Annotated in this window: 20 protein-coding genes and 1 pseudogene; 8 read left to right on the top strand and 13 right to left on the bottom strand. The window is 71.3% G+C overall.

Features of this window, described 5'->3' with window-relative positions; translation table 11 throughout:
• Positions 1 to 98: 98 nt before the first annotated feature.
• From ACZ6EG_RS31075 to ACZ6EG_RS31060, 4 genes are read left to right on the top strand one after another with little or no spacing between them, the layout of a single operon-like run.
• A complete protein-coding gene (locus ACZ6EG_RS31075) occupies positions 99 to 515 on the top strand; it encodes a nuclear transport factor 2 family protein (RefSeq protein WP_469609619.1) in 417 nt (138 codons plus the stop codon).
• Positions 512 to 1,606, top strand: coding sequence for an acyl-CoA dehydrogenase family protein (locus tag ACZ6EG_RS31070; RefSeq protein WP_469609616.1), 1,095 nt, complete (start codon positions 512 to 514; stop codon positions 1,604 to 1,606). Before ACZ6EG_RS31075 ends, ACZ6EG_RS31070 begins: the two co-directional genes overlap by 4 nt.
• Before the next feature lie 6 nt (positions 1,607 to 1,612).
• The gene (locus ACZ6EG_RS31065) at positions 1,613 to 2,401 is read left to right on the top strand and encodes an acyl-CoA dehydrogenase family protein (RefSeq protein ID WP_469609613.1); all 789 of its coding nucleotides are present in this window, start codon (positions 1,613 to 1,615) and stop codon (positions 2,399 to 2,401) included.
• Positions 2,402 to 2,411: 10 nt separating this feature from the next.
• A complete protein-coding gene (locus ACZ6EG_RS31060) occupies positions 2,412 to 3,209 on the top strand; it encodes an acyl-CoA thioesterase (protein ID WP_469609611.1) in 798 nt (265 codons plus the stop codon).
• A gap of 327 nt (positions 3,210 to 3,536) precedes the next feature.
• On the opposite strand, the pseudogene ACZ6EG_RS31055 reads toward ACZ6EG_RS31060, so the two are convergent.
• From ACZ6EG_RS31055 to ACZ6EG_RS31040, 4 genes and pseudogenes are all read right to left on the bottom strand, one after another.
• Positions 3,537 to 3,857 (bottom strand): annotated as a pseudogene (locus ACZ6EG_RS31055) (protein kinase domain-containing protein); the annotation flags it as partial.
• Complete coding sequence (locus ACZ6EG_RS31050) at positions 3,754 to 4,029, bottom strand: hypothetical protein (RefSeq protein ID WP_469609609.1); 276 nt, start codon at positions 4,027 to 4,029, stop codon at positions 3,754 to 3,756. The gene ACZ6EG_RS31050 and the pseudogene ACZ6EG_RS31055, both read right to left, overlap by 104 nt.
• 290 nt (positions 4,030 to 4,319) lie before the next feature.
• Positions 4,320 to 5,453 (bottom strand): thiolase family protein, encoded by a 1,134-nt coding sequence (locus ACZ6EG_RS31045; protein ID WP_469609606.1) that lies wholly within the window; start codon positions 5,451 to 5,453, stop codon positions 4,320 to 4,322.
• On the bottom strand, positions 5,446 to 6,888 hold the full coding sequence (locus ACZ6EG_RS31040; RefSeq protein ID WP_469609603.1) for a class I adenylate-forming enzyme family protein: 1,443 nt from the start codon (positions 6,886 to 6,888) through the stop codon (positions 5,446 to 5,448). The genes ACZ6EG_RS31045 and ACZ6EG_RS31040 overlap by 8 nt, the downstream gene beginning before the upstream one ends.
• Before the next feature lie 53 nt (positions 6,889 to 6,941).
• Here ACZ6EG_RS31040 and ACZ6EG_RS31035 point away from each other — a divergent pair, with 53 nt between their 5' ends.
• Entirely contained in the window at positions 6,942 to 7,709 is a 768-nt protein-coding gene (locus ACZ6EG_RS31035) for an SDR family oxidoreductase (protein ID WP_469609600.1), read from the top strand.
• A gap of 251 nt (positions 7,710 to 7,960) precedes the next feature.
• On the opposite strand, the gene ACZ6EG_RS31030 is transcribed toward ACZ6EG_RS31035, so the two are convergent.
• The 7 genes from ACZ6EG_RS31030 to ACZ6EG_RS31000 are packed head-to-tail and all read right to left on the bottom strand — an operon-like array spanning position 7,961 to position 16,228.
• Positions 7,961 to 9,004, bottom strand: coding sequence for a CaiB/BaiF CoA transferase family protein (locus ACZ6EG_RS31030; protein WP_469609597.1), 1,044 nt, complete (start codon positions 9,002 to 9,004; stop codon positions 7,961 to 7,963).
• Positions 9,001 to 9,957, bottom strand: coding sequence for a TIGR03564 family F420-dependent LLM class oxidoreductase (locus tag ACZ6EG_RS31025; protein ID WP_469609594.1), 957 nt, complete (start codon positions 9,955 to 9,957; stop codon positions 9,001 to 9,003). The genes ACZ6EG_RS31030 and ACZ6EG_RS31025 overlap by 4 nt, the downstream gene beginning before the upstream one ends.
• Before the next feature lies 1 nt (position 9,958).
• Entirely contained in the window at positions 9,959 to 10,381 is a 423-nt protein-coding gene (locus ACZ6EG_RS31020; RefSeq protein ID WP_469609591.1) for a cobalamin B12-binding domain-containing protein, read from the bottom strand.
• Positions 10,381 to 11,958: a methylmalonyl-CoA mutase family protein gene (locus ACZ6EG_RS31015; protein WP_469609588.1), complete on the bottom strand. Its 1,578-nt coding sequence runs from the start codon at positions 11,956 to 11,958 to the stop codon at positions 10,381 to 10,383. The genes ACZ6EG_RS31020 and ACZ6EG_RS31015 overlap by 1 nt, the downstream gene beginning before the upstream one ends.
• A 51-nt stretch (positions 11,959 to 12,009) precedes the next feature.
• Positions 12,010 to 13,455, bottom strand: coding sequence for a FadD3 family acyl-CoA ligase (locus ACZ6EG_RS31010; protein WP_469609585.1), 1,446 nt, complete (start codon positions 13,453 to 13,455; stop codon positions 12,010 to 12,012).
• On the bottom strand, positions 13,452 to 14,630 hold the full coding sequence (locus ACZ6EG_RS31005) for an amidohydrolase family protein (protein WP_469609582.1): 1,179 nt from the start codon (positions 14,628 to 14,630) through the stop codon (positions 13,452 to 13,454). The genes ACZ6EG_RS31010 and ACZ6EG_RS31005 overlap by 4 nt, the downstream gene beginning before the upstream one ends.
• A gap of 35 nt (positions 14,631 to 14,665) precedes the next feature.
• Positions 14,666 to 16,228, bottom strand: a complete 1,563-nt coding sequence (locus ACZ6EG_RS31000; RefSeq protein ID WP_469609579.1) for an AMP-binding protein — start codon at positions 16,226 to 16,228, stop codon at positions 14,666 to 14,668.
• Positions 16,229 to 16,304: 76 nt separating this feature from the next.
• Between ACZ6EG_RS31000 and ACZ6EG_RS30995 the strand changes: the two genes are divergently transcribed.
• Genes ACZ6EG_RS30995 through ACZ6EG_RS30985 form a run of 3 tightly spaced genes read left to right on the top strand, consistent with a single transcriptional unit; the run spans position 16,305 to position 18,793 of the window.
• Entirely contained in the window at positions 16,305 to 17,318 is a 1,014-nt protein-coding gene (locus ACZ6EG_RS30995; protein WP_469609577.1) for a 2Fe-2S iron-sulfur cluster-binding protein, read from the top strand.
• Positions 17,319 to 17,349: 31 nt separating this feature from the next.
• Complete coding sequence (locus ACZ6EG_RS30990; protein WP_469609574.1) at positions 17,350 to 18,069, top strand: enoyl-CoA hydratase/isomerase family protein; 720 nt, start codon at positions 17,350 to 17,352, stop codon at positions 18,067 to 18,069.
• Entirely contained in the window at positions 18,059 to 18,793 is a 735-nt protein-coding gene (locus tag ACZ6EG_RS30985) for an alpha/beta hydrolase fold domain-containing protein (RefSeq protein ID WP_469609571.1), read from the top strand. Before ACZ6EG_RS30990 ends, ACZ6EG_RS30985 begins: the two co-directional genes overlap by 11 nt.
• Positions 18,794 to 18,841: 48 nt before the next feature.
• Here ACZ6EG_RS30985 and ACZ6EG_RS30980 read toward each other — a convergent pair whose 3' ends face one another.
• Together ACZ6EG_RS30980 and ACZ6EG_RS30975 are read right to left on the bottom strand one after the other, a co-directional pair.
• Positions 18,842 to 20,446 (bottom strand): GMC family oxidoreductase, encoded by a 1,605-nt coding sequence (locus tag ACZ6EG_RS30980; protein WP_469609568.1) that lies wholly within the window; start codon positions 20,444 to 20,446, stop codon positions 18,842 to 18,844.
• Between the two features lie 211 nt (positions 20,447 to 20,657).
• Positions 20,658 to 21,923: a metal-dependent hydrolase family protein gene (locus ACZ6EG_RS30975; RefSeq protein ID WP_469609565.1), complete on the bottom strand. Its 1,266-nt coding sequence runs from the start codon at positions 21,921 to 21,923 to the stop codon at positions 20,658 to 20,660.
• Between the last annotated feature and the right edge of the window lie 305 nt (positions 21,924 to 22,228).

Below are 22,228 nucleotides of genomic sequence, written 5' to 3'. Positions count from 1 at the left end.
ACTAGCTTCTCCCTATTGGAGAATCAACCATCCGTACACGATACTCATCAGTGAGAATCCCATTCTCATTCCGAACGGACGACGAGAGAGGCGGCCCCGTGAGCCCTACCGACGACCTGGTGGAGATCGAACAACTCCTCGCCCGCTACGCGGTCGCCATGACCCGCGGTGACGTGGACAGGGTGCTCGGCGTGTTCACCTCGGGCGGCAGTTACAGCGCGTTCGGCGACACGTATCCGCTCGACGAGTTCCCCGCGTTGATCGCCGCGGCCCCCAAGGGGCTGTTCCTCGTGGGGACCCCGGTGATCGAGCTGGACGGCGACACGGCCACCGGCACCCAGCCGCTGTGCTTCGTCGAGCACTCGGAGCACGCCCTGCGCATCGGCTACTACAACGACACGTATGTGCGGACGGCCGAGGGGTGGCGGTTGCGCACCCGTGCCATGACCTTCATCCGGCGCAGCGGCGACCACGACTCGGGCCGCCCGCACGCCTTCGTGCGCGCGCGCTCATGAACATTGCCGACTTCAGGCGGGAGTTGCGGGTCTGGCTCGACGCCCACGACCTGGCCCCCGGCGACGATCACGGCCTCGACGCCCAGGTGGCCCAGCTCGCCCGGGTCCGCCGGGCGCTGTGGGACGCGGGGTGGATGCGCCACGGCTGGCCCCGCGAGGTCGGCGGGCTGAGCGGGCCCGGTGTCCTGCGGGCGGTGCTCGGCGAGGAGATCGCCTCGCGCGACCTGGCCGAACCCGGCATCTGGTCGATGGTCGAGGTTCTGGTGCCCACGTTGATCGATTACGCGCCGTCGGCGCTGGCCGCCGACATGGTGCCCCGGCTGCTGAGCGGCCGGGAGCAGTGGTGCCAGGGCTTCTCCGAGCCGGGCTCGGGCAGTGACCTGGCCTCGCTGAGCACACGGGCCACGCGCGACGCGGACGACTGGGTGGTGTCCGGGCAGAAGGTGTGGACGAGCCTCGCCCAGTACGCCGCCCGCTGTGTCCTGCTGGCCCGCACCGGCGGACCGGGCCACGACGGCATCAGCGCCTTCCTGGTCGACATGGACTCCCCCGGCATCACCGTCCGCCCGCTGCGCACCATGCACGGTGTCGACGAGTTCGCCGAGGTCTTCCTCGACGACGTCCGCGTCCCGGGCGACCGCCTGCTCGGCGCGCCGGGTGACGGCTGGAAGCTGGCCATGGACCTCCTGCCGCACGAGCGCTCCACCTGCTTCTGGCACCGGATCGCTCATCTGCACAGCCGCCTGGACCGGCTGCTGGCGGACGGCTGCGAACCGGACGCCGAAGCCCTCGGCGCCGCCTGGCTCGACCTGCACACGGCACGCTGCCGCTCGGCGCACACTCAGCGGGCACTGGCAGAGGAGGGAAGGCTGGGGCCGGAGACGTCCGTGGACAAGATCCTCCTGGCCACCGCCGAGCAGCGGCTCTTCGACACCGCGCGCGACCTGCTGCCCGGCGCCGTCGAGCTGACGGACGCGGGAACGTGGCGCACCGAGTACCTCTACTCGCGTGCGGCCACCATCTACGGCGGCACCGCGGAGATCCAGCGCAACATCGTCGCCCGCCGCCTGCTGGGCCTCGGAAGGGAGTGACCACTCGTGGACGCCGACGAACGCGAACTGCTGGAGCAGACCTTGCGCAAGACGATGACGGGCACCTCGGGCACCGGCCTCGACACCGCCCTCGCCGACCTCGGCTGGACCCAGATGCTCGCCGAGGAACCGGACACGGCGGTCCCCGTGGTCTTCCGCCTGCTCGGCGAGACCGGCGCGCACGCCTCCGTTCTCAATGACGTGGTCCTGCGTGAGACGGGAGGTCCGCCGGGCCGGACACCGGCGCTGCCGTACACGGGCGGGCTGTGGGTGGAGTGGGTACGGGACGGCGACGCGGGCGACCGCCCGCTGGACCCCGGGCTGCCGCTGCGGCGCGTCGCCGAGGGCGGTCCCCTTCCCCTGGCCGGCGGGCGCCGGGCGCTGGGCTGGTGGCTGCTCGGGACCGGGCGGACGATGCTCGCGCTGGCCCGCCGCCACGTCCTGGACCGGCAACAGTTCGGACGCCCGCTCGCCTCGTTCCAGGCGCTGCGTCACCGCCTGGCCGAGACACACGTCGCCCTGGAGGGCGCCGAGGCGGTCCTGACGGCCGCCGGGGACGACGACACGTCCTCCCTCCTCGCCAAGGCGGCGGCAGGCCGGGCCGCGCTCACCGCCGCCCGCCACTGCCAGCAGGCGCTCGGCGGAATCGGCTTCACCGCCGAACACGAGCTGCACCTCCACGTCAAACGCGCTCTGGTCCTGGACGGACTGCTGGGCTCAGCCCGCGACCTCACCCGCGAGGCGGGGACGCTGCTGCTGCGCGAGGGCCGCACCCCGCGCCTCGTCGAACTGTGAGGAGGATCAGGTGCCCACCGATCTCTGGCACGACCTGCTCGGCTGCCTCGATCTGACGGCCGTGGACGAGCACACCTACGAGGGCGCCTCACAGCGGCTGGAGTACCGTCGGCTGTTCGGCGGACAACTGCTGGCCCAGTTCGCCCGCGCTGCGGCCCGGTCCGTGACCGGCAAGGACCTCAAGTCCCTGCACACCCAGTTCCTGCGCGAGGGCCGTACTGGCGAGCCGGTGCGCTACGAGACCGACGTACCGCAGCAGGGTCGTACGTTCGCGACCGTGCGGCTCGTCGCACGGCAGCGGCACGGGGTGATCGCGGTGGCGAACGCCGGCCTCCACGCGTGGGAGGAGGGCCCGGAACGCCAGACGACCGACCCGCCCCCCGCACTCCCCGGCCCGGAACGCCGGGTGGACCTCGCCCTGCTGCCCTGGGAGTCACGAGCGGCGACCGACCTCGCCACCGAGAAGGCCGAGCCGCCCGTCCACGAGCTGTGGACCCATGTCCCGAGAGCACCGAGGGCCGCCGCGCCCGCGCTCGTCGCGTACGCGACCGACCTCACGCCGATCGGCACTGCGCTGCGGCCGGTGCCCGGAGTGACGCAGACGGACTCGGGCACGGAGTTCGTCTCGGCCGTCACGGCGCACACCGTGTGGTTCCACCGGCCGTTCGACACAGGGCAGTGGCTGCTGCTGCGCCAGCGGAGTCCGCTGGCCGCACACGGCCGGTGCTTCGGACGCGGGGACGTGTTCACCGAGCACGGCCGACTGCTCGCGTCCTTCGCCCAGGAGGCGTTGCTGCGGTTCGGCTGAGGTGGAGGGTGCCGGATTTCGGGGCACTTCAGCACAGGTGCGGTAGGGCAGATCCGGGATGTCCGTACGGCATTCCCTGCGGGTGATGTCGCGGCCTGCCTTGCGAGATGAACGCGGCCTACGCGCGCTCCCCCAGGGGGCGGCGCTCTCGGTCGAGCCGTGGACCCCCTCCGACCAGGCCGGTGAGCAGGTCCGGTGCGTCAGGCCGTAGTTCGGGGTCCTTCGCGAGGGCTGCGGTGACAAGGGGGCGAATCCGGGCGGGGATCGCTCCGGGGTCGGGGTCCACGGACGCGGTCCGGTGAACGAACTCCCTACGTGGGCGCCGCGGAAAGGTTCGTCGCCGCTCGCCGCGAACACCACGACCGCGCCCCACGCGAAGATGTCGGACGCCGTGGTTGCGCGTCGACCGGACAACACCTCGGGCGCCATGTAGCCGAGGGTCCCCATGAGCGCACCAGTGGCTGTGAGAGACATGTCGGGAGCACGAGCGATACCGAAGTCGATGATGCGCGGTCCGCAGGGCCCAGGAAAATGTTGCCGGGTTTCAGGTCGCGGTGAAGAACCCCGGCGCTGTGGATCGCAGCAAGAGGGTGGGCCCGGGTATGTACTCGCTGACGATGCGCGGCACCGCACTCCAGGGACCGCCATTCTCCGCCTCCTCGGTGGCGGACACGTCGAAGATACGAGCGGTGCAGAAGGGAGCCACCTTCCTTGGCGCCTCGACCTCCTTCACGAAGCGCTCCCGCACGAACGGCTCGGCGTCGCGACGCAACACCTTGAGGGCGAACTGAGCGCCGTGCCCGTCGTATGCCTCGTACACCACGCCCTAGGCGCCGGAGCCAAGCCGTGCGGTGATCCAGTAATCGCCGAGCCGCTCCGGATTCTCCGGCATGAGCGGAGCTGTCGACTCAGCCACCCCGCTCGGACGTTGATGCTTCGGTGGTCAGATCAGCATGGCCTGGACTCTGGGACGTCTGAGCCTGAAGATTCGGTTCCGACAGCAGAGAAGGCGATCGGCCGCCCCGGGGAAGCGGCCCCGTCCGCGCCCGCATGGAGCACGGCTTCGTCCCGACGATCAAGCAGGAGAAGCTTGAGGGAGGTTGTGTGCGGTCAGGGTGCCGGGACCTCCAGGACCAGCGCACTCCCCATTCCGCCCCCGGCGCACATCGCCGCGACGCCCACTCCCCCGCCCCTGCGGCGTAGTTCGTGGACGAGGGTGACGACCATACGGGCGCCGGTGGCCGCGACCGGGTGCCCGAGGGAGCAGCCGCTGCCGTTGACGTTCACGGTGTCCGGATCGAGGCCGAGGCGGTGGACGGCGGCGACAGCGACGGAAGCGAAGGCCTCGTTGATCTCGAAGAGGTCGACGTCGGACACGGTGAGGCCCGCCCGTCCCAGTGCCTTCGGGATGGCCTGCACGGGGGTGAGGCCGGTCTCGGCGGGGTCGAGGGCGACGGAGGCCCAGGCGCGCACGGTGGCCAGGGCCGGCAGCCCGAGACCCGCGTCCGCCACCGCCACGGCGGCCGCCGCGTCGTTGGCGCCGCAGGCGTTTCCGGCGGTGATGGAAAAGCCCTCGATCTCGGGGTGGAGCGGTTTGAGAGCGGCGAGGCGTTCCGCGCTGGTGTCGCGGCGCGGGTGTTCGTCCGCCTCGAAGGGGCCGTGTGCGGTGTCGACGGGCACGGTCTCGTCCTTGAAGCGCCCTTCGTCGAGGGCGCGCACGGCGTTGCGGTGCGAGCGCAGCGCCCACGCGTCCATATCCTCGCGGCTGATCCCGGCTCGCACCGCAGTGTTCCAGCCCACCGTGATCGACATGTCGAGGTTGGGCGCGTCGGCCCGGTCCGGGTGGGACGGGGGCACCCACGGGCCTTCGACACCACGGAAGGACAGCTTGGGCGCGGTGGACGCGGAGTTGACGCCGCCGGCGAGGACCAGCCGGTCCATGCCAGCCCGTACCGAGGCGGCGGCGGTCTGCACCGCCGCCAGCCCTGCCGCGCAGTGCCGGTTGAGGGCGAGTCCCGGTACATGCGGCAGTCCCGCGGTCAGCGCGGCGTGACGGGCGACGACTCCGCCACCGTAGTGCGACTCGGCGAGGATCACGTCGTCCACCAGAGCGGGATCGAGGCCCTCCGCCACCGTCGCGACGATGCGGTCGGCGAGTTCGTGGGCTGTCGTGTCGCGCAGGCTGCCCTTGAAGGCGGTGCCGATGGGGGTGCGCAGGGCGGCGACGAGCACGGCGTCAGGCATCGGTGGTCTCCTCCGGTTCGGCGAGCTCGGCAACGAGGGTGCGGCGCAGCAGCTTGCCCGTGGCGGTGCGGGGCAGTTCGGAGCGGAAGACGACGGTGTCCGGGGTCTTCGAGGAACGCAGGCGGCGCTTTGCGAAGGACCGGATCTCCTCCGGGTCGCCGGCACCGACGAGCACCGCGACCAGCCGCTGGCCCCACTCGGGGTCCGGCAGGCCGAGCACGGCGGCCTCCTCTATGCCCGGGTGCTGAAGCAGGACGTCCTCGATCTCGGCGGGGGCGATGTTCTCGCCGCCCCGGATGATCGTGTCGTCCGCGCGGCCTTCGAGGAACAGGTAACCGTCCTCGTCCAGTCGCCCGCGGTCCCGGGTGGCGAACCAGCCGTCCCCTCGGCCGGAGCCGTCCGTGCCCGCGTACTCGCCGGAGATCTGGGCGCCGCGCACGAAGACGAGGCCGGTGTCCCCCGGCTCCAGCGTCTTGCCGTCCTCGTCACGGATCTCGACCTCGACACCGGGCAGCGGCCGCCCCACCGAGCCCAGTCGTGCGTGGACCGCCGGGTTCTCGGACGCTACCGCCCTCCAGTGGTCGTCGGGGCCCAGCACACAGACCGAGGATGCGGTCTCCGTCAGCCCATAGGCGTTGACGAAGCCGGTGTCCGGGAACTGATGCAGGGCCCGCTCAACCACCGGACGCGGGCAACGCGCGCCGCCGTAGGCGAGATTACGCAGGGTCGGGGTCTCGGCCCGTGCTGCACCCAGTTCGACGGTCAGACGGGCCAGCATGGTCGGGACCACCATGGCGTGGGTGACACCCTCACGGCGTACCGTGGCCAGCCAGTCGGCCGGCTGGAAAACCCCCTGGTAGATGACGCGGCGGCCTGCGTACAAATTCGTGAGCAGGTTCATCAGGCCGGCGACGTGGTACGGCGGCAGCGCCACCAGGCTGGCGTCGCTCGGTTCCGCCGATCCGAAGTCCTGGGTGTTGAAGACGTAGGCGAGCAGGTGACGGTGGCGCAGCAGGGCGGCCTTGGGGGCTGCGGTGGTGCCGCTGGTGTAGAGGACGACGGCGACGGATTCCGCGTCCTGCGGGGCGGGCAGCCACTCGGCCTCGCCAGAGGGAGCCAGCAGTACGTCGAGGTCGGCCGGGTTCAGCACCTCAGCCCCGGGATGCCGCGCGACCAGCGCGCCCAGTTGCTCCTCGCCGAGGCGGTAGTTGAGGGGGACGAAGGAAATTCCCGCCAGTGCGGCGCCGAACAGGGCGACCGGGTAGGCGAGGTGGTTGGGCGCCAGGTAGAGGACCGCGGTGCGGCCACGGAAGCGGTCGGCCGCGTGGCGCGCCAGGCGCTGGAGTTCGGCGGCGGAGAGCGTACGGCCATCTTCTGTGACGGCCGGCCGATCCTCCGCCGTGGCGGCCATTTCCAGGATCACGGCTATGTTCATGAGAATGGCATTCTCCTACACTCAGATCCACACTTTCAAGTGGAGGGAATGTTATGAACATCGACGGTTGTGCGGCGTTGGTGGTGGGCGGGGCGGGCGGGCTGGGCGAGGCCACCGTCCGGCGACTGTGTGCGACGGGCGCCCGGGTGGTGGTCGCCGACCTCGCCGACGACAAGGGCAAGGCCCTGGAGGCGGAACTCGGAGTGCGCTACGTCCGCACCGACGCCACCGACGAGGACTCCGTCCGGGCGGCGGTCGAAGAGGCGGTACGGGCCGGGGATCTCCGGATCGCGGTGGACTGCCACGGGGGGCCCGCGAGCGGCGGCCGGGTGGTCGGCAAGGACGGCTCCCCTCTGGGTCTGGAGGGCTTCCGCACCACCGTCGACGTCTATCTGACCGGGGTGTTCAACGTACTGCGGCTCGCCGCCGCGGCCATCGCGCGCACGACGCCCTTCGGCGAGGACGGCGGACGCGGCGTCGTCGTCACCACGTCGTCCATCGCCGCGTACGAGGGGCAGATCGGCCAACTGTCCTACGCCGCGGCGAAGGGCGGCGTGACCGCGATGACACTGGTCGCCGCCCGTGACCTGTCGCCCCTCGGCATCCGCGTCGTCTCCGTCGCTCCGGGTACCGTCCTCACGCCGGCGTACGGGAAGGCCGGCGGCCAACTGGAGGCGCACTGGGGCCCCCAGGTACCGCATCCGCGGCGAATGGGGCGGCCCGAGGAGTACGCCGCGCTGGTACAGCACCTGTGCGAGAACGACTACCTCAACGGAGAAGTCGTGCGTCTGGACGGGGCGTTGAGATTCCCGCCGAAGTAGCTCGTTCCAGCGCGGCGCGGTCTTCCCGGTCGTCCTTGGTGCAGCGTACGCACGGAGATGCGGTGGTGGGCGGTGACGGCCGCCGGCCACCAGCGCCGAACGGGGCCCGGCTCCGCGGGACCGGAGGAGCGGACAGCTCCGGGGAGTGATCCCAGGATCAGGTCGAACGGGGCGCCGGAGCCGGTCTCGGTGGGTAGTGGTTCACCCAGCAGGGCGACCCCGTGCCGACGGGACACAACGCGGCGCAGGGATCAGATGTGGTCGCCGTGCTCTCCGAGCCGCGGCGGCGGGCCGTACTCCGGCTCGCACCCGGCGATGCGGAACGGGCTGCCCACCAGCCGGTGATCGCCTGACTGGGCCACTGCCTCCGGTGCCTCGGCGAGGGCCTCGGGCAGGGTGCGCACGGCGCCCGCCGGGACCCCCAGCGGGCGCAACCGGGCCTCCCAGTTCGTCGCCGTGTCCGCGGCCAGGGCCTTCGTCACGGCGGCGACGACCTCGCCGCGGTGGGCGGCCCGCTCGGCCATCGTGGGGTAGCCCTCGATGCCCGCCTCCGTGGCGAACGCGCGCCAGAAGCCGTCGTGGGTGATGAACAGGGCGAGGTGGCCCTCGGCGGTCGGGAAGAGCTGTGCGGGGACGTAGTAGGCGTGGGCACCGCCGAGGCGGCGCGGGGATACGCCGTCGTTGAGCCAGGCGGCCGCGTGGTAGTTGAGCTGGGAGAGCATCACGTCGCGCAGGGAGACGTCGACCTGTCCGCCGCGCCCCGAGACGACCTGTGCCAGCAGACCGAGCGCGGCGGCCAGGCCGGCCGAGTTGTCCGCGGAGGAGTAGCCGGGCAGCTGGGGCGGGCCCTCGGGCTCGCCGGTGAGCGCCGCGATGCCGGTGGCGGCCTGGATGACGTAGTCGAACGCGGGCTGGTCACCGGCGTCCATGCCCCAGCCGGTGAGGGCGACGCACACAAGCCGTTCGTTCCAGTGCTTCAACGCCTCGTAGGTGAGGCCGTAGCGGTGGACGGCCGACGGCTTGAGGTTGACCAAGAGGGCGTCGGCGCCCCGCACCAGCTCGTGCAGCCGCTCCTGCCCCTCCGGGGCGGCCAGGTCCAGGCGGACGGAGAGTTTGCCCCGGTTGAGGCTGGCGAAGTAGGCGTCGGAGACCTGACGGGACAGGTCTCCGCCGGGCGGTTCGACCTTGGTGACCTGTGCGCCCAGGTCGGCCAGCAGCATGGTGGCGTACGGCCCGGCCAGGATGTGTCCGACCTCCAGGACACGCAGCCCGGACAGGGGCCTTGGACCGCTCACCGGAAGTCCGTGGCGATTGCCGCCACCGCGTCCCGGGTGCGGAGCTTGGAGGCGACCAGCTCCTCGCGTCCGCTGCCGATGGGCAGCAGGCGTACGGACAGGTCGGTCACGCCCGCGTCCGCGAACCGCTGGAATCGCGCCCTGATGGCGGCTTCATCGCCGGCCGCGCACAGATCGCCGACGTCACGGGCGTCGCCGTGTTCCATGAGGCGCTGGTAGTTGGGTGACACCTCGGCCTCACCGAGGATGCGGTTCGCGCGCTCTCGGGCCGCGTCGGCCTCGTGCGGCGCGCACAGGCAGACCGGGATGCCGGCGACGACGCGGGGTGCCGCGCGTCCCGCTTCCTGTGCCGCCTTGGTGATCGCCGGGACGACGTGGTCGGCCACCGTCCGCTCGTCCGCCAGCCAGAGCACGGTCCCGTCGGTGAGCGCCCCCGCGATCCGCAGCATCACCGGGCCCAGCGCGGCCACCAGGACCGGCAGCGGGGACACCGGGCCCACGGTGAGGGGGTTGTGCACGCGGAAGACGTCGTTCTCGACGTCCACGGACGCCGCCCCGCCGACCGTCGCGCTCAGGACTTCCAGGTAGGCGCGGGTGTACGCGGCCGGTTTCTCGTAGGGGAGGCCGAGCATGTCGCGGACGATCCAGTGGTGGGAGGCGCCTACGCCGAGGGCAAGGCGTCCACCGGCCGCCGCGTGCGCGGACAGGGCCTGTCGGGCCAGGGCGACGGGGTGCTGGGCGTGCACCGGTACGACCGCCGTGCCCAGTTCGATGCGGGAGGTGGCCCGCCCCATCAGGGTCACGGCCGTCAGCGCGTCGAAGTCGGTGGGCACCTGCGGTACCCACACCGTGTCGAATCCGGCCTCCTCGGCCCAGCGGGCGTCGTCGACCATGCGGTCCGCCTTGTGGGCGGCGTCGCCCCGCTCGGGGCCACTCATCACTCCGACTCGCATGTCATTCCTCAGAGGTCGAAACGGCTTCGGGTGCGGCGGTCAGGGCGCGGATATCGGCGACGAGGGCGTCCAGGGCCGTCCCCGTGGGAAACACGGCGGCGGCCCCGGCCTCGTACAGCCGGTCCACGTCTCCGCTGGGGATGGTGCCGCCTACCACGACGGGGATGTCCTCCGCGCCGGCCGCGCGCAGGGCCTCCAGCGTGCGGCGGGTCAGCGCGAGGTGGGCGCCGGACAGGATGGACAGTCCGACCAGCGCCACGTCCTCCTGTACCGCGGTGGTCGCGATGTCGTCGACGCGGCGGCGGATGCCGGTGAACACCACCTCGAACCCGGCGTCACGCAGCGCGCGGGCGACGAGTTTCGCTCCGCGATCGTGCCCGTCGAGTCCGGGCTTGGCGACGAGGACGCGTACCGGCGGCGCCATCAGAACACCACCGGCTGCCGGAACTCGCCCCACACCTCGCGCAGGGCGCCCGCCATCTCGCCCACGGTGCAGTAGGCGTTGGCGCAATCGATCAAAGGGCCCATCAGGTTGGTGTCTCCTTCGGCGGCGTGTTTCAGGGCATCGAGTCGGGCGCGGACGTCGGCGTTTCCGCGTTCCGCCTTGACCCGCGCGAGCCGCTTGAGCTGCCGCTCCCGGCCCTCGGCGTCCAGTTCGTAGGTGGCGAGGTCGGGCGGGGGCTCCTCGGCGGTGTAGCGGTTGACGCCGACCACCGGCCGTGCGCCGGAGTCGACCTCCTGGTGCAGCCGCCACGCCTCGTCGGCGATCAGGGTCTGCAGATAGCCGTCCTCGATACAGCGCACCATGCCGCCGTGCGCCTCCAGGTCGGCCATGATCCGTTCGATGCGCTCCTCGGTGGCGTCGGTCAGTGTTTCGACGAAGTACGAGCCGCCCAGCGGGTCGGCGACGCTTGTCACGCCCGTCTCGTGCGCCAGGATCTGCTGGGTGCGCAGGGCGAGGGTGGCCGACTCCTCGCTGGGCAGGGCGAACGGTTCGTCCCAGGCGGCGGTGAACATCGACTGGACGCCGCCGAGGACGGAGGCGAGCGCCTCGTAGGCGACGCGGACGGTGTTGTTGCGGGCCTGCGGCGCGTACAGCGAGGCGCCGCCGGCCACGCAGCCGAAGCGGAACATGCACGCCTTGTCGGTCTTCGCCCCGAACCGCTCCCGGACCAGGGTGGCCCAACGCCGCCGCCCGGCCCGGTACTTGGCGACCTCCTCGAAGAAGTCGCCGTGGGTGTAGAAGAAGAAGGAGATCTGCGGGGCGAACTGGTCGATGGTCATGCGGCCGCGTGCGAGCACGGTCTCGCAGTACGTCACTCCGTCGGCGAGGGTGAACGCCATCTCCTGCACGGCGTTGGCGCCCGCGTCCCGGAAGTGCGCACCGGCGACCGAGATGGCGTTGAAGCGGGGCACCTCGGCGGCGCAGAACTCGATGGTGTCCGCGATGAGCCGCAGCGACGGTTCGGGGGGCCAGATCCAGGTGCCGCGGGAGGCGTACTCCTTGAGCACGTCGTTCTGGATGGTGCCGGTCAGCTTCTCGCGCGGGATGCCGCGCTTCTCGGCGGCGGCGACGTAGAAGGCGAGCAGGATGGCGGCGGTGCCGTTGATGGTGAAGCTGGTGCTGATGCGGTCCAGGGGGATGGAGTCGAAGAGGATCTCGGCGTCGGCGAGGGTGTCGAGGGCCACGCCGACGCGTCCGACCTCGTCCGTGTACTCGGGGTCGTCGGAGTCGTACCCGCACTGCGTGGGCAGGTCGAGCGCGACCGACAGTCCGGTGCCTCCCTGGTCCAGGAGGTAGCGGTAGCGGCGGTTGGACTCCTCGGCGGTGCCGAAGCCGGAGTACTGGCGCAGGGTCCAGGTGCGACCCCGGTAGCCCGTGGGGTAGTTGCCTCGGGTGAAGGGGAAGGCACCGGGGGGCGGAGGATCGGCGAGCCGGTCCTCCGGGCCGTACAGGGGTTTCAGCGGAATGCCGGAGGCGGTGCGGGCGTCGTCGGTCATGACGGGGCGTCGTCCTTGTGTGAGGTGGGGCGTGGCCGGGCTTCCCCGTGGTCAGCGCAGTTGGTCCTTGAGCACCTTGCCGGTCGCTGTGAGCGGCAGCGAGGTACGGAACTCGACGTGGCGTGGCACCTTGAACCCGGCCATCCGTTCCTTGGCCCACGCGATCAGCTCGGGCTCGGTCACCTCGCCGCGCCTCACCACGAACGCCTGGCCGACCTGTCCCATGCGCGCGTCGGGCACGCCGACGACGGCGACCTGGGCGACGGCGGGGTGCTCCAGCAGGAAGCCCTCGATCTCGGCCGGGTAGGCGTTGAATCCTCCGACGATGAACATGTCCTTCTTGCGGCCGACGATTCTGAGCCGGCCCTCCTCGTCCAGTTCCCCCAGGTCCCCGGTGTGCAGCCAGCCGTCCGCGTCGATCGCCTCGGCGGTGGCCTCCGGGTCGTCGAGATAGCCACGCATCACTGAGTAGCCGCGGACCAGGACTTCCTTGTCCTCGGCGACGCGCACCTTGAAGCCCCGGCAGGGTTTGCCGACGGTCGTCGCGACGGCCTCGTACGGGTCGCCCGGGCGGGAGGCGGTGACGGTACCGGCCTCGGTGAGCCCGTAGCCGGTCATGAGGTGACTGAAGGGCAGCTCCGTGGTGATCCGGCGCACCAGTTCGACGGGGATGTCGGCGGAGCCGGTGACCGCCACCCGCAGTGAGGACAGGTCCCGTCCGCCGTCCGCCTCCAGGAGGGAGTGGTAGAGGGTGGGCGGGCCTGGCAGGACGGTCACCCGTTCCCTCTCCACCAGCTCCAGCACGCGGCCGACGTCGAAGACCGCGAGGGGCAGCGCGGTCGCGCCCCGGATCAGGGAGGCGACCAGTCCCGCCTTGTAGCCGAAAATGTGGAAGAACGGGTTGACCATCAGGTACCGGTCGCCCTGGCGGAGCTGTGCCAGGTCGCACCACTCCGAGTAGAGCCGCAGGGTCTGCCCGTGGGTGGTCATCACCCCTTTGGGGCGGCCCGTCGTGCCGGAGGTGTAGACGATGTCGGCCAGGTCGTTCTCGCCGACCTCGCGTTCCAGCGGCCGGCCGGAGGCGAGGAAGCCGTCGTTCCGCAGGTCGATGACGGGCACGCCGGGCGGGCCGGTGAACGTCCGGTCCAGAAAGCCGTTCTGGACCAGCAGCGCCTTGGCACCGCTGCGTACGACGATGTCGTGCGCCTCGTCCTCGAGGAACCGTGTGTTCACCGGCACGAGTACCCCGCCGGCGGTCAGCAGTCCGAAGGCGGCGACGATCCACTCGGCCGAGTTGGGTGCCCACAGGGCGACCCGGTCCCCCGGGCCGACGCCCGCCGAGGCGAACGCCCCCGCGGTGCGCCGGGCCCGGTCGGCCAGCTCCGTGAAGGTCAGGCGCTGCTCACCGTCGACCACGGCCTCGGCGTCACCGAAGCGATCGGCCGCGCTCCGTACCAGCTCGGGGATGCTGCGCCACCGCGTCGTCGTCGGTGTCATGCGTCGATCAGCCGGGCCAGGTTGCCGCCCATCACCTTGGCCTTGTCCTCCTCGCTGAGCTTGGTGAGGTGGTCGACATAGGTGACGGGGTCGGCGAGGCCCTCCGGGTGGGGGTAGTCGGAGCCGAACAGGACGCGCTCGATGCCGATGAGTCCGCCGAGCTGGGCCATGTCCTCCTCCCAGAAGGGGCTGATGTGTATGTTGCGCCGGAAGACCTGGACCGGGTCCTCCTGGAACTCGTGCGGCATCTTCTTGTGCACGTCGGCGAGCCGGTTGAGTACCGGCTCCACCCACGAGGCACCGTTCTCGATCACCGCGATCTTCAGCTCGGGGAATCGGGAGAGCGCCCCGTGGCAGATCAGGGAGGTGACCGCGTCCTCGATGGGCCGCCATTCGTTGACCTGGCGGAAGGCGTTGGGCTTGAACGGCAGGAACTCCCGCCGCTGGCCCTCCCAGTCGTTGGCGTAGTTCGCATAACCGGAGTCGGAGGAGTGCAGAGCGACCAGGACGCCGGTCTCGACGACCCGCTGCCAGAAGGGGTCGAACTCCGGCAGGGCGAAGGACCGTGAGCCGCCGTAGCCGGGAACGGGGGCGGGCCGGACCAGAATGGCCCGGGCGCCCCGCTCCACCACCCAGTTCAGCTCCTCGATGGCCTTCTCGACGACCGGGAGCGTGATGACGGGGACGGTGAAGATGCGGTCCTTGTAGGTGAAGCCCCACGTCTCGTGCAGCCACTGGTTCAGGGAGTGGATGACCGCGTGGATGAGTTCCGGGTCGTCCTTCATGCGTTCCTCGATGAGGCTCGCCAGCGTCGGGAACATCAGGCTGCGGTCCACACCGAGCTGGTCCATCAGCTCCAGGCGCGGGCCCGGTTCGCGGAACGCGGGGACGGAGCGCATCGGCTCACCGAAGATCTCCCGGCGGGTCTTGCCGTCGGGGTTGCCGACCTTGAAGTACTCCTCCATGGCACCGGGGCGGGCCACGACGTCGAAGGTCGGGTTGGGGATGTACTCGCTGATCTGCCCGCGTATCGCGATCTTGGTGCGGCCGCGGACGTTCACGTACTGAATGGCCCCGTCGTACTCCTTCGGAAGGTACTTGGTCAGTGCCTCCTGGGTCTCGTAGAGGTGGTTGTCCGCGTCGAAGAGCGGATACGTGAGCTCGCGAGACGGCATGAGATCCTCCTTCACTGATTGCGAGAATCGTATTCTCATCCAGCGGGAGTGGCAATGCGGTTGCGAAGGACGAACTTCTTCACCTTGCCGCTGGGCGTACGCGGGAAGTCCTCCACGTCATGGATCTGCTCGGGCCACTTCTGCCGTGCCAGGCCGGCCCGTTCGAGGTGCAGCCGCAGTTCGGCCAGGCCGGGGGCCTGCCACCCCGACCGCATGCGCAGTACGGCGGCGGCGCGTTCCCCGAGGCGCGGATCGGGCACGCCGACCACGGCGGCTTCCGACACCCCGGGCAGGCCGAGCAGTATCTCCTCGACCTCTAGGGCGCTGATGTTCTCCCCGCCCCGGATAATGATGTCCGCCTTGCGGTCGGTGACGGAGAGCCAGCCGTCCTCATCGAGGGAACCGATGTCACCGGTGCGGTACCAGCCCTCCGCGTCGAACGCCGCACGGGTCAGGCCGGGGTCGGTGTAGCCGAGACACAGGTCGGGACCGCGGGTGAGGATCTCACCGTCCGTGGCCAGCCGCAGTTCGACACCGGGCAACGCCACGCCGTCGGTGTGCAGACGTTTGCCGACCGGGCCGTCGTACGGGGTGCAGGTGACGGACGGGTGCTCGGTGGAGCCGTACGCGCGGAACACCGTGATCCCGAGGCTCTCCAGCCGGGTCGTCACCGCCGAGGGTACGGCCGCGCCGCCGAGGCCCGCGTACTTGAGTCCTGCGATGTGCGCCGGCGTACAGTCGGGGTGGTCGACGAGGCTCGTCATGTAGTAAGCCGCCCCTCCCCCGACGGCCAGCCCCCCGCCGCGGATCAGAGCGAGCGCCTGGCCGGGATTCCAGGTGTCGCCCAGGTTGACGGGGGTTCCGTCGAGCACGGGGATGAGGAAGGCGTTCACCATGCCGATGAAGTGACCGACCGGAGCGACGGTGAACTGCCGACCCCGATCGGGCGGATAGGAGGCGGCCAGCTGCCGCGTCTCGTAACCGAGGGTCTGATGACTGTGGATGACGCCCTTGGGATCGCGGGTGGTGCCGGAGGTGAAAGCGATCAGCGCGGGCGCGCCCGCGTCCACCGGGATCACGCCGGGCATCGGCTCCTCGGCCAGCAGCTCGTCGAAGTCACGGCCCACCACGCCGACGATCGGGACCGACGCGCACAGGTCCGGGCGGAACCGCTGCCTTCCGAAGCACTCGGCCGCGAAGAACGCCTTCGGGTGGGTGACCTCGAGTATGTACGCGACTTCCTTCGGCCCGTAGAAGTGCACGACGGGGACCACCACGGCACCAAGGAGGGCCGAAGCCCAGAAGACGGCGGCGGCCTCCATCCAGTTGGGCAGCTGCATGACCACCACGTCGCCCGGCCCGACTCCGCGTTCCCGCAGCCCCGCGGCCAGACGGCGGGCGACCAGCTCCACGTCGGCGAACGTCCCGGCCCACGGCCGGACGTCCGAGTGCACGCGGAACTCCACCCCCCGCGACCTGCTCAAGCCGCTCGCCAGCAGGTCCCCGAGGGTCTCACGAGTCCACCAACTCGACTCCTCATAGCGGGCGGCCAGTTCGGCCGGAACGGTCCGCAGCGCGGCGGGAGAAAACGTCGACATGTCCCGGGCACCTCTCTCACGCGTGACAGGTGTATGAGAATTGCACTCTCCCACGGAGAGAAGGTAAGTTCCATACATGGCACGCGACCACGGCTTCCATCCGGCGAGGATCACCCGGGTCATCGAAGAGGCGCCGGACGTCCGCACCTTCGCCCTCGACGTTTCCTTCCCTTACCGCGCCGGGCAGTTCCTCACGTTCCGGGCCTGCGGGGCTCTGCGCAGCTACTCGATGTCGAGCTCTCCCGACACCGACGGCGAGGTGTGCGTGACCGTCAAGCGCGTGCCCGGCGGCCTCGTCTCGCAGTGGATGCACCAGGAACTCCGGGCGGGTGACACGCTGCACGTGACCCGGCCCGCCGGTTCCTTCTGTCTGCGCGAGGGAAGGGGCGGACGTCCGCTCGTCGCCTTCGCCGGCGGCAGCGGGATCACACCCGTGTTCTCGCTCGTCAAGAGCGCCCTGGCCACCACGACCCGGCCGATCCGCCTGCTGACAGCGCATCAGAACCACCGGGCCGCGATCTTCTCCACCGCCCTGGACACACTCGTCGTCCAGCACCCCGCGCGCTTCGACGTACGGCATCACCTAGACGACCGGGACGGCCTGGTCACCGAGGACGAGATCCGCGCCGTGGTGGGGGACGAGCCGCAGGACACCGACTTCTACGTGTGCGGGCCGGCACCCTTCATGGATCTGGTGGAGCGGACGCTGTCCGGCGCGGGGGTGCCGTCCGAACGCATCGTCATCGAGCGTTTCACGCCGGTGGCGGAGCCCGCCGTGACGGTGCCGACGGCGGCCGACGAGCCGGTCACCGACGTCGGCACCGTCACGGTCGGTGTGCGCGGGCAGCGTCGTACGGTCCCACAGCGGCCGGGCGAGACCCTGCTGCAGACCGCCCGCCGGGCGGGCTTCTCCCCGCCGTTCTCCTGTGAGTCCGGGGACTGCGCCACCTGCATGGCGCAGCTGACGACGGGAGAGGTCAAGATGCGCGTGAACAACGCCCTCGACGCCGACGAGGTGGCCCAGGGCTGGGTGCTCACCTGCCAGGCCGAGCCGACCTCCCCCGAGGTGACCGTGGTGTATGAGGACTGATCCGTTCCGCCCGACGACCGGAAGGCCGCACATGGTTGAGCTGGAGCTTCAGGACGGCCTGGCCGTCGTCACGATCGACCGACCGCACGCCCGCAACGCGCTCGACCTCGACACCATGGGCGAACTGGAGCAGGCGCTGGACGCGGCCGAGGGGGCGTCGGCACTCGCGGTGACGGGGGCGGGCGACCGGGCCTTCGTGTCCGGCGGAGACCTCAAGGAGCTGTCCCGGCTGCGTACGGAGTCGGAGGCGTCGGGGATGGCGCTGCGGATGCGGGCGTTGTGCGACCGGATCGCCGCCTTCCCCGGCCCGGTCGTGGCCGCGCTCAACGGGCACGCTCTGGGCGGTGGGGCGGAGGTCGCGGTCGCCGCGGACATCCGGGTGGCGGCGGACGACACCCGTATCGGCTTCAACCAGACCCGGCTGGCGATCGTTCCCGCATGGGGCGGGGCCGAGCGTCTGGCCCGGCTGGTGGGCCCGGGGCGCGCCCTGCTGCTGGCGGGTACCGGCCGGGTGCTGGACGCCACGGAGGCGGAGCGCCTGGGCCTGGTCGATCTGGTGCTGCCGCGCGCGGAGTTCGACCGGCATTGGCGCGACGTGGCGCGCTCTCTCGCGACGCGTCAGGCCCGCGAGGTCAAGAGTCTGACCACACGCACCCGCTCGCCGCAGGAGGCCGCAGCGGTCTTCGCCCGGCTGTGGGTATCGCAGGAACACTGGCAAGCGGCGGAGAAGGTGATGTCCCGTGGCAAGTGAAGTCCGCGTGGAGGAGGGTCAGTTCGGCCCCGAGACCCGGCCGGAGGGCACTGCCGCCGGTCAAACCGTGCTGTACGTCCACGGTGATCCCCGATTGGCGGGCACCCCGCAGGACGCCTTGCCCACCGCCCGGGAGCTGACGCGACTCACCGGCCAGGCGGTCGTGTGCGCACGCTATCGCCCGCACTTCCCGCAGGCTCTGGAGGACGTCTACGCCACCTGGGAGTACTGCCATGACCGGGGACCGGTGGCGGTGGCCGGCAAGCGGCTCGGCGGGGCTCTGGCCGCGGGTCTGCTGCTACGGCTGCGGGACGCGGGCGCACCGCTGCCCACCTGCGCGGTGCTGACGTCGCCGGTGCTGGACTTCACCCTCGACGCGCCGAGCCTGTTCCTCAACGCGGTCGCCGATCGCACGGTGGACGCCGAGGCGCTGCCCGTGCGGGCGGCGGCCTACGCGGGGCCCACCCCGCGCGATCACCCCCTGCTCAGCCCGCTCCACGGCAACCTGCACGGTCTGCCGCCCGTACAGCTCCACGCGGCGGGCACCGAGGTGCTGCTGGACGACACCCTGTCGTTCGCCACCCGGGCCGCGCACTCCGGTGTCGCCGTGGACCTGCGTGTCTACGAGGACCTGTCGGCACAAGGGCTGCGACAACTCGGTGCCATGGCGGGGTTCCTCAACGCGTGGCACCGGTCGGCGTCGCTCAGTTCCTCGGACGTCTGAGCCGACGGCGAGAACGGCCGGCGGGGGCCCGCTCGCCCCCGCCGGTCCTCACCTGTCCGCGAGGAAGGACTCCGCCGCCCGCCAGGCCATCGCCATCACCGGCCCGTTGAGGTTGCCCGCCACCATCACGGGCAGGACGGAGGCGTCGACCACCCGGAGGTTGTCCACACCGCGTACACGGAGTTCGGGATCGGTGACATCCTCCGGTCCGGAGCCCATGGCGCAGGTGCCGATGGCGTGGAAGCCGCAATAGCCCCCGTCGAGGGCCGACCGGACGACGTCCTCCTCCGCATCGGACGCGACGGCCGGACCGGGGAAGGTCTCGCGCTGGATGCGGGAGGCGATGGGATCGGTGGCGAAGTAGTCACGCAGCCGCCGGAACAGGTCGGTGGCGACCTCCCGGTCGTGAGCCGTGGAGAAGTAACCGGGATCGATGTCGAGGCCGGCGTCGGAGTCGGCCGAGGTGATGGACAGCGAGCCCTCCGAGGTCGGCCGCAGCACCATCGCGCAGGCCGACACCCCCGGCTCCCGCTCCACCTCCGCCGGCTTGCCCGGCGTCAGCGCGCCCAGCGACCAGGGCGCCAGCAACACCTCGGTGTCGGGTCGGGCCGCATCCGGACGGGACTTGAGGAACGCCATCACGTCGTAGGCGGGCCGGGCCAGCGGTCCCTTGCGGGTGAGCAGGTAGGCGGCACCGGTGCGTGCCTGGGCGAGGGAACCGGCCAGTTGCCGGTTGGCGCCGAGGGGTGCGTTGAGGCGGAACCGCAGCGCCAGGCAGCGGTGCTCGCGCAGCCGTGCCCCCACCAGTGAGCGGTCGACGCGTACGTCGACGCCTGCGGCCCGCAGTGTCTCGGCGGGGCCGATGCCGGACAGCTGGAGCAGTCTGGGTGTGGCCAGGCTGCCGAGGCTGAGGACGACCTCCCGCCGGGCCCGGATGTCCTCACTCGTACCGTCGGCCTTGCGCACGCGTATCCCCGTCGCCTTGTCCCCGTCGAAGAGCACCCGGGTGGCGGTGGTGTTCGGGGCGACGACGAGGTTGGGCCGGGAGCGTGCGGGACGGAGGAAGGCGCGGGCGGCGCTGAAGCGCTGGCCGGCCTTGATGGTGGCCATGGCGTAGCCGATCCGCTCACCGTCGTACTCGTTGACGTCGGGGACCGCCCGCGCTCCGAGCGCCTCGCCGGTGGCGATGAATTCGTCGCACAGCGGGTCCGGGTCACGGACGGTGGAGATGTGCAGGGGGCCGCCGGTGCCCCGGGTGGGTGAGGCGCCCAGGGCGTTGTTCTCGATGGCGCGGAAGGCGGCCAGGACCGAGTCCCAGCCCCATCCGGGGTTGCCGAGTTCCTCCAGGCCGTCCCAGTCGGCGCGGGTGCCCCGGTTGTAGACCATGCCGTTGACGGAGCTCGAACCGCCGAGCACCTTGCCACGCACCCACATGTCCGGGTTCCCGCCGGGCCGCATGGGCCGGGTGCGGTAGTGCCAGGAGTAGGTCGGGTCGCCGAAGAGTTTTCCGACGCCCTTGGGGATGCGCAGGTAGGGATGGCGGTCGACACCGCCGGCCTCCACGAGCAGCACCCGGACGCCGGGGTCGCGTGAGAGCCGGTCGGCCAGCACACATCCCGCCGATCCGGCGCCCGCGATCACGTAGTCGTACATCTCGTAGGACTCCTTCTCGGCGGCTCGGGCGTACCCCGGCAGGAACCGGACCGGTGTCGCGCGAGCACTCGCGTCCGCGGGTCGCGACGCGCGCTGCCCGGCCGGCCACCGGCGCGTTTCCCGCGGTCGCCCTCACCGCCGTGGGACGGGGTCGCGGCCGGCGCGCGTCCCCCTGCTCCCCGCGGCTCGGCCGGCCGGGTGGTCGTGGGGGTCAGGGCTCCGGCGTGTCGTCGCGGTACACCTGACCGCCCTTCATGACGAACGCCACCCGCCCGGTGACGGAGACGTCCGTGAGCGGGTCGCCGGGGACGGCGATGACGTCCGCGAGCAGGCCTGGTTCCAGCCGTCCCCGGTCGTCCGCGTCGATCAGGTCGGCGGCGACCGTGGTCGCGGCGCGCAGGGCCTGGAGGGGCCGCATGCCCCGGTCGACCAGAGCACGCATCTCCAGTGCCCCCTTGCCGTGCGGAATGGCGGGGGCGTCGGTGCCGAGGGCGACCTTGACGCCGCGGCCGATCGCGCGGGACGTGGACTCGCGGGCGCGTGGGAAGACGTCCGCCGCCTTCGCCTTGAGGGCGGGGTCGGCGTGCTCGGTGTTCATCCCCTCGGTCAGGTAGGTGGTGGCGACCAGGAAGGTACCGCGCTCCGCCATCAGGTCCAGGGTGGCGTCGCTCGCCAGGAAGCCGTGCTCGATGCAGTCGATGCCGGCCTCGACCGCGGCCCTGATGGCGGAGTCCCCCATGCAGTGCGCGGCGACCTTCACGCCCGCCCGGTGCGCCTCGTCGACGATGGCACGCAGTTCCTCGTCCGAGTACTGCTGGGCACCGGTGGGGCCGGTGTGCGACATGACCCCGTTGGACGCGCAGACCTTGACGACCCGTGCGCCGTACTTGATCTGGTACCGGACCGCTTTGCGCACCTCCGCCGCCCCATTGGCGATGCCCTCCTCCACGGTGAGCGGCAGCACGCCAGGGGCGAACGCCTGGAACATGGTCGGGTCGAGGTGCCCGCCGGTCGGGGCGATCGCGTGGCCGGCCGGCACCACGCGCGGTCCCTCGACCCATCCGAGGTCGATGGCCTTCTTCAGCGCGACGTCGAGCAGGACGCCGCCCGTCTGCACGAACAGGCCGAGGTTGCGCACGGTGGTGTAGCCGCGCCTCAGTGTCCGGCGCGCGTTGGCCGCCGCGCGCAGGGTGCGCACGGCCGGGTCCTCCTGCACCGGGATCAACGGGCTGCGGTGGTCGGGACCTCCGAGGAAGAGGTTGACCTCCATGTCCATCAGGCCGGGCATCAGGGTGACGTCACCGAGGTCGCGCACCACCGTGCCCTCGGGAAGCCGGCCGGGCCGCCCCACCTCGGTGATGTGCTCCCCGACGACCAACAGCTCTCCCCGCTCAACGAGTTCACCCTTCGTGATGTCGAGCAGTCGAGCCGCCCGCAGCAGCACCGGAGGCCGCGGAGCCCTCTCCTGGGCCGGCATCACGCGGCCGCTTCGGCGCGAGGACCGAACACGGGGAACGTGGCGGTCAGGACGTGGATCATGTCGGAATCTCCGTGTCTGCTCGCTGGACGGCTCAGGACGTCAGGACGCTGCGGCCGACGCGCTCGAGCGGGCGCCGCCGCCGCACGTGGTGGTGCGCGGTGCCGCGTGCTGTGCCACGGCACCGCGCGCTCGCCGACCGGGCCCTGTCCACTCCGCATGGCCGGACGCTTCGACGATAACAGCGATCTCTTTCCTGGAGAATAGCGTTGCCATAGCCGCTCGGGATCACCGCGGCCCTCACG

Source organism: Streptomyces sp. NPDC041968 (assembly GCF_055589025.1).
Note: the sequence above shows the minus strand (reverse complement) of the source record. Positions and strands in the feature narration are given on the sequence as shown.

What these genes read in the sequence shown, in the direction of transcription:
- ACZ6EG_RS30995 (WP_469609577.1), top strand. Translation starts at nt 16,305, where the DNA reads ATGGCACGCGACCACGGCTTCCATCCGGCGAGGATCACCCGGGTCATC.
- ACZ6EG_RS31005 (WP_469609582.1), bottom strand. Translation starts at nt 14,630, where the DNA reads ATGCCGTCTCGCGAGCTCACGTATCCGCTCTTCGACGCGGACAACCAC.
- ACZ6EG_RS31010 (WP_469609585.1), bottom strand. Translation starts at nt 13,455, where the DNA reads ATGACACCGACGACGACGCGGTGGCGCAGCATCCCCGAGCTGGTACGG.
- ACZ6EG_RS30980 (WP_469609568.1), bottom strand. Translation starts at nt 20,446, where the DNA reads ATGTACGACTACGTGATCGCGGGCGCCGGATCGGCGGGATGTGTGCTG.
- ACZ6EG_RS31000 (WP_469609579.1), bottom strand. Translation starts at nt 16,228, where the DNA reads ATGTCGACGTTTTCTCCCGCCGCGCTGCGGACCGTTCCGGCCGAACTG.
- ACZ6EG_RS30990 (WP_469609574.1), top strand. Translation starts at nt 17,350, where the DNA reads ATGGTTGAGCTGGAGCTTCAGGACGGCCTGGCCGTCGTCACGATCGAC.
- ACZ6EG_RS31040 (WP_469609603.1), bottom strand. Translation starts at nt 6,888, where the DNA reads ATGAACATAGCCGTGATCCTGGAAATGGCCGCCACGGCGGAGGATCGG.
- ACZ6EG_RS31035 (WP_469609600.1), top strand. Translation starts at nt 6,942, where the DNA reads ATGAACATCGACGGTTGTGCGGCGTTGGTGGTGGGCGGGGCGGGCGGG.
- ACZ6EG_RS30975 (WP_469609565.1), bottom strand. Translation starts at nt 21,923, where the DNA reads ATGCCGGCCCAGGAGAGGGCTCCGCGGCCTCCGGTGCTGCTGCGGGCG.
- ACZ6EG_RS31025 (WP_469609594.1), bottom strand. Translation starts at nt 9,957, where the DNA reads ATGCGAGTCGGAGTGATGAGTGGCCCCGAGCGGGGCGACGCCGCCCAC.
- ACZ6EG_RS31015 (WP_469609588.1), bottom strand. Translation starts at nt 11,958, where the DNA reads ATGACCGACGACGCCCGCACCGCCTCCGGCATTCCGCTGAAACCCCTG.
- ACZ6EG_RS31020 (WP_469609591.1), bottom strand. Translation starts at nt 10,381, where the DNA reads ATGGCGCCGCCGGTACGCGTCCTCGTCGCCAAGCCCGGACTCGACGGG.
- ACZ6EG_RS31045 (WP_469609606.1), bottom strand. Translation starts at nt 5,453, where the DNA reads ATGCCTGACGCCGTGCTCGTCGCCGCCCTGCGCACCCCCATCGGCACC.
- ACZ6EG_RS31070 (WP_469609616.1), top strand. Translation starts at nt 512, where the DNA reads ATGAACATTGCCGACTTCAGGCGGGAGTTGCGGGTCTGGCTCGACGCC.